This is a genomic window from Pseudomonas sp. NPDC087598 (assembly GCF_044743525.1).
Classification (GTDB): Bacteria; Pseudomonadota; Gammaproteobacteria; order Pseudomonadales; family Pseudomonadaceae; genus Aquipseudomonas.
Genome location: NZ_JBIUWQ010000009.1, coordinates 110,419 through 130,819 on the forward strand (window position 1 = coordinate 110,419; position 20,401 = coordinate 130,819).

The window sequence follows — 20,401 nt, forward strand, 5'->3', positions numbered from 1 at the left end:
CAGCTTAATGGGTGCGACAATGTGTCTGCTTGCGGTGCTGCGACATATTCGGTCATTGGCACGTAAACAAAGGTTTCAGCACCCGTAAACACTAGCAGCCGTGGCGGAAAACGCTGGTCTGAATGCCCGGTTTTACGGTACATCCGTGCCAGAAATGACCATTGACCCACGTCGCGTTCACGACACATCCTCTGACACTCTCACATGCAGAAATTCCCGAGGGCTGGCAGAATCGCGCCCAATTGCGACCAACACGCCCTTCGAGGCAGGAATTCCCCATGCAAATGACCACCGCCCTACTGATCGTCAACCCGTGCGATGACGAAGAAGACAACATGGCCATGCTCTGCTGCCACAGCGACAAGGGCGACATGTTTCTGATGAGCCGCTATCCGGACGAGGATGAACTGGAGATCACGCTGGATGGCGAGCCTTCGACCCTGGATGGCGTGAAAGTCACCCTGAGCAAGACCCTGCTGAAGATCGAAATCGCGGCGGCGGATGCCGATGTGCTGAATGGTGATGATGTGCTGGAGATCACCTTCAACCCGGACATGGTTGATCTGGATGAGGTTGAGGAGACTTTGAAGAACATCCTCGACGGCACCGGCACCTATATCAGTGAGCTCGTCTGAGCAGGCCAGCTAATCCCCACGAAAAATGAATGACGATGGCGCCCAGAGATATCTCGTCGCGCCATCGTCCGCTGTGTGACGAGTACCTCTCATCCGCTTTCGCGAAAAAACCTTAAACACTCGAAGAGCATCAATCTCACTAAGTGCTCCAGCGCACTCCCCCGCACGTTTACCCTCACAAAGTTTCATCCTACTTCCCGACAAGAACCGCCCTACGTAATCATCGGAAGTCCTACACCTGCATCTGATTGTTTGGCCACCCACCCATTGCTATTAATAACTCCACTTGCGATCAACCTCGCAAGTTCGGCGCTGATAGACCAGTACCGATAACCCAATAACAACTGGAGTTAATAACATGGGTAAAAAACGATCTGAAATAAACACCTTCGATGACTTGCCGCAGGCTGCAGGTTATTTGGAAGGCTTCCTGGCGACAGAGTTGAACTTCTTCGCTTCATTAACTAGCTGACCGGCCAACCCATTAGCCCAACATAAAATGCCGAAGGATATTCTTTCGGCATTTAAACCGATGAGGCATGCAATGTCCGAGCGCGAGATACCAACCAGCAAAGCAATGACTGAAATAACCAACGCCATTCAGGCGCTAGGACTCACGGCACGAGTGCGATATGTAGGTGAAAGCTATTGGGTAGCAATCGCTGAGCTGTATGACAAAGACAAAAAACTGATTGAGTCTGGAGCAGGCAAAGGACCTGACGCCGTTGTTGGCGCTATGGCTGAGAGCCTGGAGCACTACGGAACCTTTCACTGCCAGCAATTACAGCGGACAAATCTCAGTTGCGGCACGATTGCAGGCCAGCACGACGTTCATTGCGACGGCATACTTGCAAGCCTGCCCAACTGCGACGAGCGTCTAGAGTGTTTTCGACTGACCGCCCTTGATGACAAGCGCGAATTGTTTGTGCCTTGCGCCCTGCTGCAGCCAAATTTCAACGAGAGCGATACGGGTGTTCAAGAAGGCAGATATTTAAGCCGCTATGCCTCCAACTCCGGGATCGCTTTCGGCTGCACCAAGGCCGAAGCGCTTCTGCATGGCACTCTTGAAGTCATGGAGAGACACTTGCTATCAAGATTTTTTCTGGCCGTTTGCGCAATACAGCCTGCAATGGATCTTTACGCCCCTTCCAAAGCATTGCTCACTGAGGCTTTATTGGATCATTCGTATGCTTTGGAAGCAGCAAAAAAGTTGCAAATCATCATCGTTAAAGATGAATCCGGTGTTTATTTCTCAGTTGCACTACCCAAGACGGGACCGGGCGAAATGCATATTTCCGCCATTGGCTCTGGATGCTCCCTGAGTATCTGCACCGCCGTGCAGAGAGCCGTCACGGAGCAACTTCAGTCAAGCGCGCTATACGACATCACTGAAGAAATTTCTGACCGCAAGGTATTTGATTTTCTTTCAACCTCCTACGCCCTGAAAAACCTGATAGATTTTGCTCCAGTAAAGAATTTGAAACTACAAACTTTGGAACCCATCCCTACACACTTGGCCAGCACGGTTGCGCAGCAACTGGCATTACTGCAAGAAAACCTGCACACCCGGGACAGAACAATTTTTTATCGTACTGTCGCTGAATACGCCAATACAAACATCGTCATCCAGACATACATACCCGGCCTCGACAGGTTCAACATAATCAGGAACGGCCAACGGGTAGCGCCTCAGTACATCCTGCTAAACGGCGCCAATACTCCGGGCATTGGTGATTGACTAAACTGACCAACAGGCAGCCTTTCCATGCGGGTACTCATCAGAACAGCTTGCAAAAAGCATCGACTGCTATTGGTCACAACGATCACCGCCATTATTTCGCTAAAGCTTCTGGCACTTGCGCCTCCATTGTTATTGGGTGCCATAGTTGATTCCCTGAGTAGCGCAAATCACACCACGCTCAACACGCTACTTTTCTTCACGGCGGCCTTTACCTTGGCCGGATGTGTTCAGGCGGTTATTACACCACTACAGACGCTCCTGCTTTCCAGACTCGTCCAGCGGATTGTTTTGAACGCATCCATTTCATGGATGGCAGAGTTGATGGGAAAAGAGTTCTGTCAATTCAGCAACTGGCGCATCGGGCACTTCATCAAATCGGTAGAGCGCGGCATCACCGCTCACGAACAGTTGCTGACCTTTTTCGTCACGATTGGTTTTCCACTGAGCCTGGAGTTCGTGATCGTTGCCGTCGCGTTTTGGTACATGGGCGGAACGTGGATTTTTTTTGCGATGGCGAGCCTTGGAGTCGTTTACCTGTTTGCCACCCATCGAATCATCAGCTGGCGCAGAAAACACATTGATGCCGTCAACGAGCAGGAGGACGAACTGAGCGCGATCCTGTTCAACACCTTGAAGGCGGGTAAGGCGATAAAACTGGAACAAACCGAACATACCGCGCTGCAGCCATTGAACGGAGCATTTAACCAATATGCCGAAGCGGCGGTAAACGTGGCCGCATCCGGCGGTTTGTTAAGCGGGGCAAAGGTCTTGTTTATCAGCCTTTCCACAGGTGGATTGTTAAGTTGGGGAGTTGTCGATCAGTTGTCGGGGTCAGCCACCATCAGTGTCGGGCAATTAGTCGCGATTTTTTCCATCGCGGGTACCTTCCTGCTGAACATCTCAGCCTTGACTGAAGGCTATCGGGTGCTGGATCAGTTTTTAGCGGATCAACGCCGCCTCCAACAGCTGCTTAAAACACCCGATTTTGATTGCGAAGATCGTGAATGGGAATTGCCCCAGCACGACGAATCAACCTTAAGACTGGCCCCCTGCGTCATCACCGACAAGGACGCCGTCCGGCTATCCATCGTTGACCGGATCGACTTCAAACAGCGACAGTCCGTTGCAATCACTGGCCCCAGCGGCGCTGGCAAGTCCACCTTGCTGGAAGCGCTAGCCGGACTTAATACCTCAGTAAGGAACCAACTGACCATTGACGATCTACCCGTTGCTCGCTTGAGTGCCAGGGTCCATTTGCAAGAGTTGCGCTATTGCCCCCAGTCACCGCAATTTCTGGAAGGCAGCTTCGACAAGTCGGTGCTGTTCGGCGCTGCCCCTTCGCCGGATTTAAGCCAAGCGATCCAGCGCTTGAAGCTTGAGGAGATCACCGGCAAACGCCACATCAGCGAAAATGCGGGCAATATTTCCGGTGGTGAAGCCAAGCGTCTGTCATTACTGCGGCTGATTAACCGACCGGGTAAATTCAATCTGTTTGACGAACCGAGTGCTTCAATCGAGCCGCAACTCGCCACACCGGTGTGGGATCTGTTGTTCGAAACATTTGCCGGGCGGGGTCTGATTTGCGTCACGCACGATGTCAGCCATCTACATCGCTTCGACCGTGTCATCGTTATGCAGGACGGCGAAATCATTGAAGACGGCCCTTGGCATGATCTGCTCGACAAGGCGACGGTCAAACTGTTGCTGAGTGACCTTCAAACCGTTGAGCAATAAAAACAGCAAAAGAATTGCTCCCTGCGGCAGCACCTGCAGAGGATTGCATTGCAATGCCGGCGCTCCCGCAAGCTGCGATCTTTTGCTCTTTTCTACAAAATGCCGTTAGTCGCCACCCCCCGCGATGGATTAAAGTAACGCCCCCAGCCCCGGCGTTATCCGAACGCCCGTGGCCACCCCTTTCCAGGAACAGTCATCGATGGAACATCGTGAAGCGCTGCTGGCGCTGCGAACCTTTCTTTCAACGCAGATTCTCGGCCAGGAAAAACTCATCGAGCGGTTGCTCATCGCCCTGCTCGCCGACGGCCACATGCTGGTCGAGGGCGCTCCGGGTCTGGCCAAGACCAAAGCGATCAAAGAACTCGCCGAGGGCATCGAAGCCCAGTTCCATCGCATTCAGTTCACCCCCGACCTGCTGCCTGCCGACATCACCGGCACAGAGATCTATCGTCCGGAAACCGGCAGCTTCGTCTTCCAGCAAGGACCGATCTTCCACAACCTGGTGCTGGCGGACGAAATCAACCGTGCCCCGGCCAAGGTGCAATCGGCGCTGCTCGAGGCCATGGCCGAGCGTCAGGTCAGTGTCGGCCGCAGCACCTACGAGCTGTCGCCGCTGTTTTTGGTAATGGCCACGCAGAACCCGATCGAGCAGGAAGGCACTTACCCGCTGCCGGAAGCGCAGCTCGACCGCTTCCTGATGCACGTCAAGATTGGCTTCCCGGATGCCGCCGTCGAACGCCGGATCCTCCAGCAGGCGCGTGGTGAAGCGCTTAACGGCGAGACCAAGCCCGAGCGCCGCGTCAGCCAGCAGGCGATCTTCGCCGCGCGCAAGGAAATCCTCGGTTTGTACATGGCCGACGCCGTGGAGGAATACCTGGTGCAACTGGTCATGGCCACGCGCACGCCAGCCAAGTTCGACCCGGAAATGGCCGAGTGGATCGCCTATGGCGCCAGCCCGCGTGGCTCGATCGCCCTCGACCGCTGCGCCCGCGCCCATGCCTGGCTGGCCGGTCGCGACTTCGTCAGCCCGGAAGACATTCAAGCGGTGCTGTTCGACGTGTTGCGTCACCGCATCATTCTGTCGTTTGAAGCCGAGGCCGCCGGCATCGATCAGGATCGGGTGGTGCAGCGGATTCTCGACGTCGTAGCCGTCGCTTGACCCCCATGAACGCCGCCCTGCCCTCCGAGCCCGGTATCCGCGTCAGCCTCGCCGAGTTGATCGAGATGCGCCACCGCGTGCGCGAGGTGCAACTGTTTTCGACGCCGAGCCAGCGCAGCCCGCTGATCGGCCTGCATCACTCGAAATTCCGTGGCCGTGGTGTCGACTTCGATCAGGTGCGGGTCTATCAGGCCGGCGACGACGTGCGCACCATCGACTGGCGCGTGACAGCGCGCACGCAGGAACCGCACACCAAGTTGTTCCATGAAGAACGCGAGCGGCCGATCTTCATCATGGTCGAGCAAAGCACGCGGCTGTTTTTCGGCTCCGGACTGATGTTCAAATCGGTGCTGGCAGCGCAAGCGGCGGCGCTGATCGGCTGGGCCGCGCTCGGCCATAACGATCGGGTTGGCGGGCTGGTGTTCGGCGACAACGAGCACTACGAAATCAAGCCACGGCGCAGCAAACAGAGCCTGCTGCAATTGCTCAACCGCTTGGTCAAGGTCAATCAGTCGCTGCACAGTGAGCGTGAGCCGGATCGCGATGCCTTCGGTGTGGCCCTGCGCCGCGCCCGCGAGGTGCTGCGCCCGGGTAGTCTGGTGATCGTGATTTGCGATGAGCGTGCACTGTCCGACAGCGCCGAGCAGCAACTGAGCCTGTTATCGCGCCATTGCGACCTGTTGATGCTGCCGCTGTCCGATCCGCTTGATCACGCCCTGCCCGCCGCTGGCCTGCTCCGCTTCGCCGAACGCGGCGCACAACTGGAACTCGACACGCTGAACTTCGACTTGCGCCAGACTTATCGCGCCCAGGCCGAGGCGCGCATTGCCCGGTGGGAATTGCTTGCGCAGAAGCTGCGGGTGCTGCTGATGCCGCTGAGCACGCAGAGTGAAATGGTCGAGCAGATGCGTGAATTCCTCAATCCGCAGCGTCCGGGGAAAGGTCGATGAACGGCCTCGAACAATTGCAACCGCTGATCTCGCCGCCACCGATTGCTTTCTGGCCACCGGCGCCGGGCTGGTGGCTGCTGCTTCTGTTATTGCCGCTGCTGGGTTTCGCCGTGTGGCGTCTGCGTCGCTTCATTCCAATGAAGAAACGCCCGATTGTCCGTGCAGAACAACCGCTCGATCCAGTGCGCATCGCCGCGCTCGCGGAACTGGCGCAAATGCCCAAGCCCTACGACGGCGCCCCGGCCGGAGCGTGGCTGCAACAACTCAATGGTCTGCTCAAGCGCCTGTGCCGAAATCACTACCCTTACAGCCAGAGCCACACACTCAATGGCCGCAAATGGCTGGCGTTCCTCGACAACCGCTGCCCGGCGGCGGGTTTGACGCGCTGGATGGTGCTGGTCGAAGGCGCCTACAAACCGGAGTGCAAACTCGACGACAAAGCCATCGCCGGCCTGACCCAAGCGGTCGAAACATGGATTCGCAAACATGTTTGAGTTCGCCTGGCCGTGGATTTTTGCCCTGTTGCCACTGCCGTGGCTGATGCGTCTGGTGCTGCCGGTGGCCGACAGCGGCGAGCCCGCGCTGAAAGTCAGTTTCCTTTCCGACCTTGAAGGCCTCGCCCGTCGCCGTGCCCGCGCCAACCTGCCGGCGTGGCGCCAACAGGCACCGTTCATGCTGCTGTGGCTGTTGCTGTTGATCGCTGCTGCGCGCCCGCAATGGCTCGGTGAGCCGCTGCCGATTGCCGCCAGCGGCCGTGATTTGCTAGTCGCGGTGGACGTGTCCGGCTCGATGGATTTTCCCGACATGCAATGGCAGGACGAAGACGTCAGCCGCCTGAATCTGGTGCAGCACTTGCTCGGCGATTTCCTCGAAAGCCGTGACGGCGACCGCGTCGGCTTGATCCTGTTCGGCAGTCAGGCCTATCTGCAGGCACCACTGACCTTCGATCGCCACACCGTGCGCGTCTGGCTCGACGAAGCGCGGATCGGCATCGCTGGCAAAAACACCGCCATCGGTGACGCCATCGGTCTGGCCCTGAAACGCCTGCGCATGCGCCCGGCGCAGAGCCGTGTGCTGATTCTGGTCACCGACGGCGCCAACAATGGCGGTGAAATCGATCCGCTGACCGCGGCAAAACTGGCGGCGAGCGAAGGCGTGAAGATCTACCCGATCGGAATCGGCGCCAACCCGGAAGACAGTGGTTCCACCGCGTTGCTCGGGGTCAACCCAAGCCTCGATCTCGACGAGCCGGCGCTCAAAGCCATCGCCGAAGTGACCGGCGGCCAGTATTTCCGTGCCCACGACGGCAAAGAGTTGCAAGCGATAAAGGACACCCTCGACCAACTCGAGCCAGTCACCCAGCAACCGACTCAGGCACGGCCGGCGCAAGCCTTGTATCACTGGCCGCTGGCGTTGGCCCTGTGGTTGAGCCTGCTGCTGGTCGCGCGCGAATTGTGGCCGGATAACCCGCTGCAACGCCTGTTCACCAAGGAGCTGTATCTGCAAAGTCCGCTGCCTGACTGGCGCGAGCGTCTCAAGCGTCTGCGTCTGCGGAGGCGCCGATGATCGCGCTCTGGCCGCACTGGTTCCGTCCCTGGTGGCTGCTGCTGTTGCCCCTGCTCGGCTGGCTGCTCTGGCAACTCTGGCACCGGCAGAAACGCGCCGGGCGCTGGCAGATGATTCTGCCGCCGGCGTTTCATGCCACGCTGCTCAGCGGCGGTAGCGGTCGCGACAGCAAACTGCCGTGGGTCGCCCTGGGTGTGGCGTGGCTGCTGACGATTCTGGCGCTGCTCGGGCCGAGCTGGGAGCGCGTCGAACAGACCAGCCAGAAACCTGCCGACCCGTTGGTGGTGGTGCTGGAACTGACCCCCGAAATGCTCGCCACCGACTCGCCGCCGACACGACTGGAACAAGCGCGGCGCAAGCTCTTCGACCTGTTGCAGGCGCGCAGCGATGCGCAGACCGCCATCGTCGTCTACGCCGGTAGCGCGCACACGCTGGTGCCGCTGTCGGATGATCTGGCAACCAGTCGTAATTTGCTCGATGCGCTGAAGCCGTCGCTGATGCCGGAAAGCGGCCACCGTGCCGATCTGGCCGTCGGCAAAGCGCTGACGCTGCTGAAACAGGGCGCGCTCGGCCAGGGGCGAATTCTGCTGATCGGCTCGTCGCTCGATGAAGAAGAACGCCAAGGCATTCGCCGTGCACTCAGCGGGCAATCGGCGCAATTGTTGATGCTCGGCATCGGCACTGCCGAAGGTGCACCGATCGCTCAGGAGGACGGCAGTTTCCTCAAGGACGAACAAGGCGCGATTCGCGTGCCGCAACTTGACAGCCCGGGCCTCGCGAGTTTCCTTAACAGCATCGGTGGCGAGTATCACGCTGCCCGGCTGGACGAAACCGACCTGCGTGCCCTCGGCCTGCTCGATGGCCCGCGCAGCTTGCGCAACGACGGCCAGACCGTGCGTCTGGATACGTGGGCCGATCAGGGTTACTGGCTGCTGTTGCCGCTCTTGTTGCTGGCTGCGTGTGCCGGACGGCGCGGCTGGTTGTTCTGTTTGCCACTGCTGTTTTGCCTGCCGCAACCGAGCTACGCTTTTGACTTCGAAGACCTCTGGCTGCGTCCCGACCAGCAAGGCCTGCACCTGCTCAAACAGAAGCGCCCGGCTGAAGCCGCGCAGCATTTTGACGATCACCAGTGGCAAGGGGTGGCGTTGTACGAGGCCGGCGACTACAGTGGCGCCGCCCAGCGTTTCGCTGAAGGCAGCGATGCCCGCGCCCACTACAATCGTGGCAACGCCTTGGCAAAAAGCGGTGAGCTGGACGCGGCGATCGACGCCTATGAACAGGCGCTGGAGCTGCAACCGGATTTGCGCCCGGCGCAGACCAACAAGGCGCAGGTGGAAAATCTGCTGAAGCAGAAAAACACCCCGCCACCTGTCGAACCGGAAAGCAAACCGAGCGAGCAAAACCTGCCCGGCGATGAACCACCGCCCGCGACTGCACCGCCGCCGGCAGTGAAAAGTGAAACGCCGAGCGAGGCGCAACCGGCCGAGTCGGCCAGCGAACCGCCAGCGACCACCCCGCCACAGCCTGGCCCCAACGAAGTGCCAGGCAACGAGCCGGACGAAGAACAGAACACCGCTCCGACGCTGCACACCGGCGAGGACAACCTCGAAGGCGAACAACGCCAGGCACTGGAACAATGGCTGGGCAAAATCCCGGACGACCCGGGAGAGTTGCTGCGACGCAAATTCTGGTACGAACAGCAACAACATCAGGATCAGGAAAAAACTCGATGACCCGCTTCACCGCTCTCTTGCTGCCACTGCTGATCTGCACAGCCACCGCCAACGCGGCCGAGCTGACGGCCAGTGTGGATCGCAGTCGCCTGAATTCCGGCGAGACGGTCGAACTCACCCTCGAATCCAGCGACGTCACCCAGTTCGGCAAACCCGACCTGACGCCACTTGAGGCGTTGTTCGAAGTGCGTGGCACACGGCAGGTCAACCAGCTCAACACCCTTAATGGCGACAATCGCGCGACCACGCGCTGGATCATTACGCTGTTGCCGAAAGAGAACGGCAGCGTGGTCATTCCGCCGCTACAAATGGGTGAAGTACAGAGCCAGCCGATCACCGTGCAAGTGGTCGAAAGCGACACCCGTGACGAGAAGAACAACCTTGATCCGGTGTTCATCGAGGCCAGCCTCGACCAGAACAGCGTCTATGTGCAGGCGCAGGCAATCCTGACCCTGCGCATCTACCATTCGGTGTCGCTGTATGACGACAGCAGCCTGACCCCGCTGCAAATTGCCGATGCGCGGGTTGAGCAGTTGGGCGATACGCGCACTTACGAAAAAGACATCAACGGTGTGCGCCACGGCGTGATCGAGATGCGCTACGCGATCTATCCGCAGCACAGCGGTTTGCTCAGCATTGCCCCGCAGACTTTCAGCGCAACCCTCGTCGACACGCAACCGGCGCAGGACACCAGCGCACAAGGGCCAAAGGCAGGCAAATTAATGCGCGTGAGTTCCGCGCAAATCCCGCTGACCGTCAAACCCAAGCCACTGACTTACCCCGCCGATTCGCCGTGGCTACCGGCGCGCAGCCTGAGCCTGAGCGAAAGCTGGAACCCGGAGCCGGAGCACACTCAAGTCGGCGATTCCCTGACTCGCAGCCTGACGCTGAAAGTCGAAGGCCTGGCCAGTTCACAACTGCCCGCGCTGCCGGCCACCGAGGTCAACGGCCTGCGCCGCTACCCCGATCAACCGGTGCTGAACAATCAGAGCAGCGAACGTGGCCTGATCGGCAGCCGTGAAGAACGCGAAGCGCTGGTGCCGAGCCGCAGCGGCTCGATCGAATTGCCGACCGTCGACGTGGTCTGGTGGAACACCTTCGAAGATCATCTGGAACACACCAGCCTGCCAGCGCGCACCCTGCAAGTGGCGAACAACCCGAGCCTGCAAGTCGACACCCCGGCCGGCAGCCTGCAACCAAACGTCGTCGACAACGATGTGTTGTGGTGGTGGAAACTCAGCACACTGATTCTGGCCTGCACCACCCTGCTCGGCTTCGGCCTGTGGTGGCGCGCACGCTGGCAACCGGCGATCCATCGCGCCGCACAAACCGGCCCGAGCCCGCGCACCTTGATGGACGACATCAAACGCGCGAGCCAGGCGAATGACCCGCAAGCGACGCGGCAGGCACTGGATGCGTGGGCGCGTCAGCAGCCGGAAACGCTGGCGGACATGGCGGCGCGGTTTGTGCCGTTGTCGGATGCGCTGGATGGGTTGAATGGTGCGCTGTACAGCGAGACGGGGCAGCATTGGCAGGGTGAGGATTTGTGGCGGGCGATCCGCACGATTCCAGCGGCGGAACGGGTGCAGGATCCGGTGGGCGACAGCGGATTGCCACCGCTTTATCCGAAGTAAAAAGCAAAAGATCGCAGCCTGCGGCAGCTAATCCCCTGTAGGAGCTGCCGCAGGCTGCGATCTTTTGATTTTGCAATGTTAGACTTAATCGATCTTCAATCAATATTGGAGACATAAGGGTCAACACCCTCACGGATCAATCGCTCCTGCAACTCAAACAAAAACTTCATAACCGCTTCCTCACCCATCGCGGCTGTCAGCGCTTCCTGCTCCGAATCTCATCCTCACGCATGACATTCACATGATTGCCCGCGTCGTACTTGATGAAATAACGCTCATGGCGCCGGCAAATTTCCACATCACGAAACTTGAACAACAATTTATCCATGTCGACTCCTCATTGGAAAGTCGAAAGCAAACTCACTTTCCCCGTCGTTTGCCTCGCACGTTCAGTCGCCGCATTGATCTCATCCGCATACGCCGACACGTCCAGCCCCAGACTGATCATCGACCTGATCGATTCCAATGCGAGGTAAATCGCTTGGCTGCCCTGACGTGAAGTGACTTTCAGCAATACGACCAGTGCTCTTTCATCCGGGTCTCCCAACGTCTCACATAACCGCAATATCCAGAAATCGCTTTTGCCGTCTACAACTGTCAATAGCTCCTGCCAATCCGCATCAGAAAAGCCATCCAGCATTTCGGAGGCGTTGATGATGGCGACATCAGACCAGTAATCGCTTGGGTACTCTTTATCAGCAAACATCTCGATAAATTTATCAAACTTAATAAACATCGTCGCTTGGCTCATCCTGTGAAGAAACCACCTAGCTATTTCTAAAGAAGAAAAAGCTTTCGTACAGTTTCCATGTCCGACTGGATAATCCTCAATTCCTCGTCATCGACATCTGCCTCAAGCAGACTCTCAACGCTGCACTGGCTGTAGGTCTGCGCCAGAATATCCAACATATCGCTCGTGTATGAATCTTCTTTCGACAGCTTCAGACCGCGACGATGTCCCTCCATATAAATGGCTGTCTGAAGAATTGCATTCGGGCCGGGCGCATCTTTGCGTAACAAGAGTTCCAGCTCATCCTGAGCATAGGCAAACGCTTGCTCGGCACGAAACCCAAGCTCATCCATCGCGTGAAAATAAAGCCCTTTGACCATTCCTCTGGCCTGATTGAACAAACCTTCAACCCGCACTTTTGTTCTCCAGTGGCTTCTACCCGCAATAAGACCGGGACAGACCACGTGCATTATCAAATCAGTGTAAAACGGGGAAAGACTACGTTTTCGCAGTACCTTCTAAACGTGGTCTGTCCCTGAGGGATCCCCACAAATCTACTCCAAGCTCTGTGCCTGATGATGCACCTCATCACGCAGAGCTTTCTCCAATGTTTCCCAGTCTTCGCTGCCTCCGAACTCTATGCATCTACGCCAACACTCCAGGCCCAGTCGCCACAATGAAAGCACGCGTCTTTCTCTGAGACTGTTGCTTTGATAGCGCCGCTCAAGGTTACTTTTTCGGGCCTGAAGTCCTGTTAAAAAGAGCAGGTAATTGGCCAGAGCGGCAATCAACAGCAGTAGCTTCGGTGTAGATTCAGACCCAATCCCAAGTGCTCACTTTTTACATCCCTGAAGCCCTCTTCAATTTGCATACGGCGTTTGTAAACCGCCACAATCTTTGCCGGATTCCACTCGCGCTGAGCCAGGTTGCTGGCAAGCAACCAAGGTTCACGTTCGCGTCTGGCGGACTGTCGACTCAGTTTGTTTTTTGCAATTGAACCCGTGACGCGTTGGTGTTTGCGGCCCTTGGCGCAGTGCCGTACGCAGTACAAGTCGATGAAGTGTGGGGCGCTTCGCGTCATCTCCACACGACCAAGTGCCTTGGGTGAGGCGGCAGCCAAAGCATACAAATTCTTCACCGGTTGCCAGTCAGTTTGATCGCGACGATAAAGTTCGCGATTCCTTATCCGCGCGACATAAAACCAGCCCTGCGCGGCGACAGCCTTCATCCACGGTCGCCGAAAACCCGCGTCGGTGACCAGAATCGGGACGCAGTCATCAGGTAGAAATTCGGCCAGCGTTTTGAGTAGGCGGTTTTGATACTTGGGACAGCTCTCGCACTCGTGAACGCTTTCATAAACAGGAAATGAGCGGCCCGCCAGAGGGATCGATGCTCTTAGCAAAAAGGCTGTGCCTGAAGCGTCAATTCGAGACCAGTCGACCAGGATCAAAGGATGCTTCAACGAACCCAGCAATGCCCGAAGCATTACCCAATAGAACAATGGACGCTCTGATCTCAAGTGTTGATTACCCAGCAACCGATCTACGCGCTTGATCGAATGCTTGGGGTAAGCGCGCCCGTCATGAAACGACCAAGAGCGGTCAGCGTCAGGCGATGTCCATGCAGTAACGAACTGACACAACTCATCAGTGATGTCAGGCGGCGAGAATGGATAGAGGGCAGTGCTTGAGCGAGCGCTCTGTGTAAAAATCGGATGGCCTGCATGGGGTCGGTTTCTTGTATTTGTGTGGTGCAAACCAAGTTGCCGACTCATGCAGGTCTCTTCAATATTCCAACTTCTTGATTTTCTGTAAGAAAAATCGGGGATCCCTCAGGGCCTGTCCCCATTTACGTGTTCAATTCTGAGAATTTTTTACGAATATACTCAGTTAACCCAACCAAGTCTTCAAAGGCAGTAGAGCCAAACTCAGGCTCATACTTGGCAAGATAGCTTTCAGAAGAGTGCCCTAAAGATTGGGCTTTAGTCTCTACTTCCTTAATATATGCGGGCTCAATTACCCAATTCATGCCAGAGGACGCATAACGCTCACAACCTATCAGCACCCAAGAAATCAAGCCATTATATGAACCAATCAGCTCATTCAAAATAGAGATAATATATTCATTTTCTTTTTCAAATCGAAAAGCTATATATGGAGGAAATCTCGAACGATCCTCTCTTTCAAAATGATCACGTATCCAGACCTCTGGATTACGCTGCCCATATTTTCTCCACTCAAGTGCATTCAAGTCATGAAGAATATTAAGCAGCTCACCTTCCGAGTCTAAAACTCTAGTCACGCCCATTACTTCAACCCCTTCAACTTATCAGAGATCGACACTCCGCCCGGGTTAATATTTTTAATATGCTGCTCCCAATCCCCTTTAGGAATAGGGTTGGACGATAGCCGTGGATCATAAACATATCGACCATCAGTATAGACCTGGTGATAAAACTGACCCGGCTCTTTAACTCCATTCTCATAAACATTTAAATCGCCAGCTCTCGCAGGGCGAACTTCAATAACCGCCCCTTTACCACCAGAAGCATCAAACAACTTGCTTGCAATATCTGAACAGTCTGTCCTGGAACAACTCACCATGTTTTTAATTTGCGGGCTCTCCATTGCATCAACAACAGACTTGCTCGGCGGAAACTCTGGGTTAACCGGACGGAATGGGCGATCCATTCCTGGAGGAATAACCTCGTCTACCTTTCCGGCAGCGCCACCAGTAGCTTTTTCACCACCCGCAAAATAATCCGGAGGCAAATCACAAGGCCCAGTGTTGTGTACCCAGGTCTTGAGCTCGCCAACGTAGAACGTATGCCCCACATCGACCGTCAGATTGTATGTTTTGCCCTCGGGCAGGTATAGCTCAAGCGATTCGACTTCGGACGAGGTGTTTTCGGTGTCGCCATCAGCCAGTGACTGCAGCAGATCACCCGGTTCCAGATCTTTGACAGGAATGAAATCACGTTTGGCGGGTACATAGAAGGGGTGGCTCGGCGTAACCAGCAGGGTTTCGCCTTCCGCTGCGCCAGCGCCACGAACACTTTTGAGCTTGAGGCGGTAGATCGGCTGATCCGAACGCTGATGCGTTGCCAGAATGGCAGCAGCGAACGGCTTGCCCCCTTTCTCAGGCTTGCTCCAGACAACATCTCCCACCTTGAGCGACTCAATAACGCGGTCGCCTTGCGGTGTAGAAACTTTCGTACCCGCAGCAAAGCAGCAAGGCCCCTTCGTTACAGGGGTTCCCGTTGTGCCTTTTGCACCACCATTCAATCCACCGTCCAACACCAGCCCTAGTCCGACACCCGTAGCCGTTGCCACAGCTGCGTTCGCCCTGACAACGTCAATTCCGTTGCCTTGCATGGTGTGCAAGACATCCAGATACCCCTTGAGCCGAACTTCCTCCGGCCAATTCATGACCGAGTCAAAAGCTGCCTCCAGATCGGTAGCAGCGCAACTAGGGCAATTGACGGCCCCCATCACCCACAACGCTGATTTCGAACTGGAACTGACAAGTCCCTCCATGACGGCCGCGAAGCCTTCAGCGCTACCTACTCCCTTGGCATTGAGGATTTCGGCTTGATACCTTGGATCATGCCGATACTTGTATGGATCGACCAAAGCAATGTGGTCGAGCAGAGCTTTGACTGAATCTCTGTCTTTAAGCAGCTCCTTCAAGCCCAGCCTTTCGTCGTTGTAGTCAGCTAGAGTGACCCGGAATAACCCCGTATTCTGCGACTGCGAAACTTCTGTTCGCAGGAAATTCGCCGCTGCATTGGTCTTACCGTCGCTTTCACTGAAGGCTGCGCTCCAGCCCTTGTCCACCATTGCTGCGGCCGTGCGTAGCAACTCAGTCCGAGCTTGATCTTCACTAATCCCTCTTTCAGAGGCATACCGATTTACGCGTTCATCATCGGAAGCAAATTTGATCTCATCCGGGTGCAACTGGCGGTTGAAGGAAGTAGCGTTCTTGGCGATGTCGATACCTGTTTGCAGGTCCCCACCTACCAAACCCGCCGCCGTCAAACCCACCAACTGCGATGCTGTGAGCTGAAACTTCGGATTGTTTTTGACAATTGCGGCCAAACTGTTGCTCAACGCCTCGTTGGCGCCTGCCGCCGCCGCACCCGTGGCGAACCCCTTGCCTGCCGCCTCACTCAGAAGTCCGCCGACGAGGGCATGCAGAATTGTTTTCTGGAGACTGCCATCAGGCCATTTTTGTTTCTTCGCATAATCGCCAACTGCGTTGAAGGCCACGGCCTGCAAAACGGCTTGCGCCTGAGCAGTCATTGACGAACCAAGATTGTCTCCGAAACTCCCGCCATTTACCGCCGTACTGACACCCGCCTGGAATAATCCTTGTGCACCGGAATAAGCACTGAATTTACCGATACCTTCAAGGCTGCTCAGATCAAAACCGTGAGTAGCCTTGTTGACGTTTTCGCCGGTCACGCCAAACGCATCATCCAGATAACCGCTGGTAAACCCGGCAGTAGCAGCCCCGACGGCATAGTTTTTCAAGTTGTCTTTGGATGTGATGTCTTTAAGTACGGCACCAACATTCCCACGGTTGTTGATCGTACTCACAGCGGCAGAACCGGCCATCGAAGTGAGAACGCTGGAAACCATCACGTTGCCCCAACCAGCTGCTGCGGTCCCCACCGCGGTGCCTGCCTGGACCATAGCGGTGCTACCAGCCGCTGCCATTGCCGATCCACTTCCGACGCCAGCTCCCGCAACGCTACCAACAGCAGCGCTCGCCGCGCCTGCCGTGAGCACCGTTACCACAATGATGATTGCTAGCATCGCACCTTGGCCCAGGCTCGAGCTGCTGTACTTGAAAGACTCGTGAGTCTCCTTAATCAAGTTCCAGTCGACGTCGCCACGCTTCTCGGCCTCTTTAAGCCAAGCCAGCTGAGGATCGGCCTTGACCATCGCATCGATACTTTCGCTGACTGTTTTTTTGTTGATGTCTTTGACGTCGATATGCAAACCATCAACAGCTTTGATCACCAGATTCCCTTGTGCGACCAGTTCGCTCTGGCGCAGGGTTTCGTCGGTGTGCCCCTTACCGTTCATGGAGTTCCAGGCCATGCTGGTGCTGCTTTTTTGATGGCTTTCCTGATCGAGGTCCTTAACCCCCTCAAAGGTGATTGAACCGCCGCTTTGAAGAACCAGATCTTTACCGCTGTTCAGCTTTGCAACCTGATAGCGCTGATCACCACCACTTGCCAATACCAGATCGCCGCCGGTGTTGATCTCACTGCCGACATGAGTAACTTTGGTGACTTCGTCACGTCGGGTCTCTTTCTTGCCGAAGCTCCCCTTATTCTTTTTGTCGTATAACGAATAGTCGCTGTCTTGTGCCGCGAGCACGTCGAGATTATTTCCAGCAACTAAATAGGCCTCATCGCCAGCAGTGATACGGCTCGAAATCAATGCGAGGTCGTTAGCTGCACGGATCGCTACGTTGCCGCCGGCAGTTATGGTGCTGGCAACTTGTTTAACGTGATCTTCTTGCGTGGTGAGCTTTTTGGTCTTCGAGTAAGAATGACTTTCGTCGGCACCTGAGGCCACTGTCACATCGCCTTCAGCCAGAATGACAGCGTTGCGCTTGGCATCAATCGCACTGGCTATCGCAGTGAAGTCACGGCCAGCGCTCACTGCTACATCGCGTCCGCCACTTACGCTTGAGCCGACTTGAGTAATCGAACTTCGCTCTCGCCCGCCGGTTTCGATGCTTATCTGTTGTGCCGATACGATATTGACGTCACGACCTGCCTCGATTCTGGTGTCCCGACCACTGGCCATGACACTGCCGCTGTTGGTTACATCGCGCGCCGCACTGATGGTCAGATCATTGGCAGCTTCAATGCGGGCGGCACTGTCCAGATAACCACGATACTGGGCATAACCATTCTGACTGAACTCTGCACCCGTTACTGAACGCTCGTTGATGACGTCCCCGGTGAGCGCCACCATACTGACGTCGCGCCCGGCGATTATGCCGCCCGATTTGTTGACGATATTATTACCGGCCATTAATTCGAGACGGTTGCCTGCCTCAATCAGACCGCTGTTGGTCATATCGAGAGCAGCTGTAGCAGACAAGTTGTTCGAAGCCCGAAGCGTACCGGCGTTGTCCAGATCGCCACCGGCAATCAACGTCACGTCGTTACCCTGAATCAACGCCCCGTTCGGCGCCAATCGGTTATTCGCCTGAGCCAGATACAGCACTGGCACCAACACTTTCTCACCATTCACTTCGTGCTCTTCGAGCCAGACGATGTCGTGGGTCAGTGCCGCCACTTGTTGCGCGGTCAGGGTGACGCCCATCGACAGGTTGAGCTGATCCTTGCTGGCAATGGCGTTGTTCATCAGGTACTTGAACATCGCTTCGTCGGAGTTCTGCCCGTCGATGAAACGCTGACCGGTGCGCTCGACGACCGCTTGCTGGATCATCCGCTGTTCGAAGAAACCGTCACCCAAACGCTTGGCGCTGATGTCCGGGTCGTAGCCGAGTTTTTGCAACAGGTAATCCGAGCTTTCGAATTTCTTCAGGTCGGTGAGAACCGGGTTGGTTTCGATCAGGTATTTGTGCGGGTTGGACCGCACACTGGTGTCGGGCAGGCCTTTGACAGGTGGTGCGTAGATCAGCGCGTTACCACGGTTGGGCAGCAGCACGCCGACGGGTCCGTCAGCAGCGGTTGCACCCACGTTGAACTGAGCGGTTCTGTCGTTGAGATTCAGCGAGGCTGCATCGCTCAGCGCGAGGTCGCGTTTTTTCACCGAGACCGGGTCGTTATTGTCGAACTGGAACTGGGTCGACGGCCGAGCAGGCATGCCGACCGTATGACGTGTCGACTCGCCGGACAGCGTATCGATGGTCCAGGACCGCGCAGGTACCAAGGTTTGTTCGCTACCCCCTTTGCCGCTCAGGCGGAACATGCCGTTGTCGCCAACTGGCAGACTGAAGCCGGGCAATGTCAGCGGGTTGACCTGTTGCTGAGCCAGGTCCGGTGGTAGCTGACTGTTGAGGCTGATGACGGTGGGTTTGCCAGTACCGGTCGCGCCAGTGTTGGCGTTACGAGAGGTCCCGGCAGCGCCCGCGCTGTAGGCTTTTTCAACTCCATTGCTGATTTTGTTGCTGGCGTTGATGGTGACATTGCCGGCGGCCTGGATGATCGCCGAGGCGAACCCTGAAGGGTCGGAGGTGACGATCTTTTCACTGAAAACGGCATTCTTTATGAAGTCTGGAGCTTCCGTTCTGGCTCCCGAGGAATAGAGCGAATCTCCGAACCTGACGGCCTGACTCTGTTTATTCAAAGAAATGATGGTCGAGCCAAACGTCTGGAACCAGTTGTCCGCCTCGCCTTTGGCCCCATATCTGACGACCTTGGAAACTACCCGTGAATCGTCTTCGTTGGCGTTCCAGAAATGCAGATCTTTGTTGTAGTCCGCATCGTTGTACATGTTGTACGCAACGACTTCGTTCCATTGAGCAACAGAAAGCCCTCCATTGACGTATTTGCGGGAGACGTAATCGCCAGTGGCGGTACCCGAGTTCTCGAAGTTGGCCACATTGATATTGATGTTTCCAGACGCGGCGATGGACGAATTCGAGTTCAGGAACGATCCACCAGCAACATCAAAGTTTTTTCCGGAAGTAATCGACGCGGCTTTGGAACTCTCTCCTTCCGAAATACTGACCTTAAACTTCTGCTCCCAGACCAGGTGAGACGGTAGTTTGCCTCCCTGGAGATCTGTCCAATTGAGCGGAAGTTGATCACATGAATAGCAACGCACCCCAATATCCGACGAGTACATCTCGGAAACCGTCTTGAACTGGTCTCTGCGGTTAACTATCGAATCCGCCTTGATCGAGAAGTCGCCGGTACTTTCCATCGTCCCGGAAAGGTTCTCCACCATCGCTGCGCGATTACCGGCATCGTCCCGCGCGATGTCGATTCCGCCGAGGCTGTAAACATCGGATTTCTTGTTGCTGAAGCTGCCCACGCGAAGCTTCATGTCGCCACCGCTGAACAGGAACCCGCCCTGATCGTTGAGCAGTGATGACGCCGTCAGCTTCATACCCGACGCGCCTGCCAACGTGCCGTAGTTGTTAATGGTGCCGGCATTCAGGCTCAGATTGTTGGCGGCGCTGAGGCGGCCATAGTTGTTGACGCTCGCCAAGCCACCGCGCGCACCTACGATCGTATTGCCCCCGGCCGCGATACTCGTAGCGCTGGTCAGGTTGAGGGTGGAGGCGTCCAGTTGCAGATCACCCAGACTGCTCGTTCGACCATTGCCGCCGTAATTGCCAGTCAGTTGGATATCAAGGCTGCCATCACTGGCAACCAAGCCTTCATTCGTCCAGTTGCCACCGCGTCCCACCAATTGATTGGAAGCGAGCAACTGCCCGCTCGCCGTCTGCACAAAATTGCCGACATTCACCGTCAACCGCCCCGCCTGAATCACGCTGCTGTTGGTCCAGCTGTCCGCGTTCAG

13 protein-coding genes and 2 pseudogenes are annotated in these 20,401 nt (G+C 56.3%); 9 read left to right on the forward strand and 6 right to left on the reverse strand.

What is annotated here, in order from left to right; translation table 11 throughout:
• The first annotated feature begins 278 nt into the window (after positions 1-278).
• From ACIOWE_RS07720 to ACIOWE_RS07760, 9 genes are all read left to right on the forward strand, one after another.
• Positions 279-635: a hypothetical protein gene (locus tag ACIOWE_RS07720; RefSeq protein ID WP_401389396.1), complete on the forward strand. Its 357-nt coding sequence runs from the start codon at positions 279-281 to the stop codon at positions 633-635.
• 544 nt (positions 636-1,179) lie between these two features.
• Positions 1,180-2,373: a YcaO-like family protein gene (locus tag ACIOWE_RS07725; RefSeq protein WP_401389399.1), complete on the forward strand. Its 1,194-nt coding sequence runs from the start codon at positions 1,180-1,182 to the stop codon at positions 2,371-2,373.
• Between the two features lie 27 nt (positions 2,374-2,400).
• On the forward strand, positions 2,401-4,110 hold the full coding sequence (locus ACIOWE_RS07730) for an ATP-binding cassette domain-containing protein (RefSeq protein ID WP_401389402.1): 1,710 nt from the start codon (positions 2,401-2,403) through the stop codon (positions 4,108-4,110).
• A 199-nt stretch (positions 4,111-4,309) separates the two neighbouring features.
• Positions 4,310-5,269, forward strand: coding sequence for a MoxR family ATPase (locus tag ACIOWE_RS07735; RefSeq protein ID WP_003218556.1), 960 nt, complete (start codon positions 4,310-4,312; stop codon positions 5,267-5,269).
• A gap of 5 nt (positions 5,270-5,274) precedes the next feature.
• Complete coding sequence (locus ACIOWE_RS07740; protein ID WP_401389404.1) at positions 5,275-6,219, forward strand: DUF58 domain-containing protein; 945 nt, start codon at positions 5,275-5,277, stop codon at positions 6,217-6,219.
• Positions 6,216-6,713 (forward strand): DUF4381 domain-containing protein, encoded by a 498-nt coding sequence (locus ACIOWE_RS07745; protein ID WP_401389407.1) that lies wholly within the window; start codon positions 6,216-6,218, stop codon positions 6,711-6,713. Before ACIOWE_RS07740 ends, ACIOWE_RS07745 begins: the two co-directional genes overlap by 4 nt.
• A complete protein-coding gene (locus tag ACIOWE_RS07750; RefSeq protein WP_401389410.1) occupies positions 6,706-7,785 on the forward strand; it encodes a vWA domain-containing protein in 1,080 nt (359 codons plus the stop codon). The genes ACIOWE_RS07745 and ACIOWE_RS07750 overlap by 8 nt, the downstream gene beginning before the upstream one ends.
• Positions 7,782-9,518 (forward strand): tetratricopeptide repeat protein, encoded by a 1,737-nt coding sequence (locus ACIOWE_RS07755; protein WP_401389413.1) that lies wholly within the window; start codon positions 7,782-7,784, stop codon positions 9,516-9,518. The genes ACIOWE_RS07750 and ACIOWE_RS07755 overlap by 4 nt, the downstream gene beginning before the upstream one ends.
• Positions 9,515-11,152, forward strand: a complete 1,638-nt coding sequence (locus ACIOWE_RS07760; RefSeq protein ID WP_401389416.1) for a BatD family protein — start codon at positions 9,515-9,517, stop codon at positions 11,150-11,152. The genes ACIOWE_RS07755 and ACIOWE_RS07760 overlap by 4 nt, the downstream gene beginning before the upstream one ends.
• 196 nt (positions 11,153-11,348) lie before the next feature.
• On the opposite strand, the gene ACIOWE_RS07765 is transcribed toward ACIOWE_RS07760, so the two are convergent.
• The 6 genes and pseudogenes from ACIOWE_RS07765 to ACIOWE_RS07790 form a co-directional block, all read right to left on the reverse strand.
• Positions 11,349-11,480 (reverse strand): hypothetical protein, encoded by a 132-nt coding sequence (locus tag ACIOWE_RS07765; RefSeq protein WP_401389419.1) that lies wholly within the window; start codon positions 11,478-11,480, stop codon positions 11,349-11,351.
• 9 nt (positions 11,481-11,489) lie between these two features.
• Entirely contained in the window at positions 11,490-11,903 is a 414-nt protein-coding gene (locus tag ACIOWE_RS07770; RefSeq protein ID WP_401389422.1) for a hypothetical protein, read from the reverse strand.
• A gap of 26 nt (positions 11,904-11,929) precedes the next feature.
• On the reverse strand, positions 11,930-12,298 hold the full coding sequence (locus ACIOWE_RS07775; RefSeq protein ID WP_401389425.1) for a hypothetical protein: 369 nt from the start codon (positions 12,296-12,298) through the stop codon (positions 11,930-11,932).
• A gap of 138 nt (positions 12,299-12,436) precedes the next feature.
• Positions 12,437-13,607, reverse strand: a pseudogene (locus tag ACIOWE_RS07780) (IS4 family transposase).
• A gap of 123 nt (positions 13,608-13,730) precedes the next feature.
• Positions 13,731-14,189: a hypothetical protein gene (locus ACIOWE_RS07785; RefSeq protein ID WP_401389428.1), complete on the reverse strand. Its 459-nt coding sequence runs from the start codon at positions 14,187-14,189 to the stop codon at positions 13,731-13,733.
• Positions 14,189-20,353: pseudogene (locus ACIOWE_RS07790) on the reverse strand (DUF637 domain-containing protein); the annotation flags it as partial. The gene ACIOWE_RS07785 and the pseudogene ACIOWE_RS07790, both read right to left, overlap by 1 nt.
• Positions 20,354-20,401 lie beyond the last annotated feature (48 nt).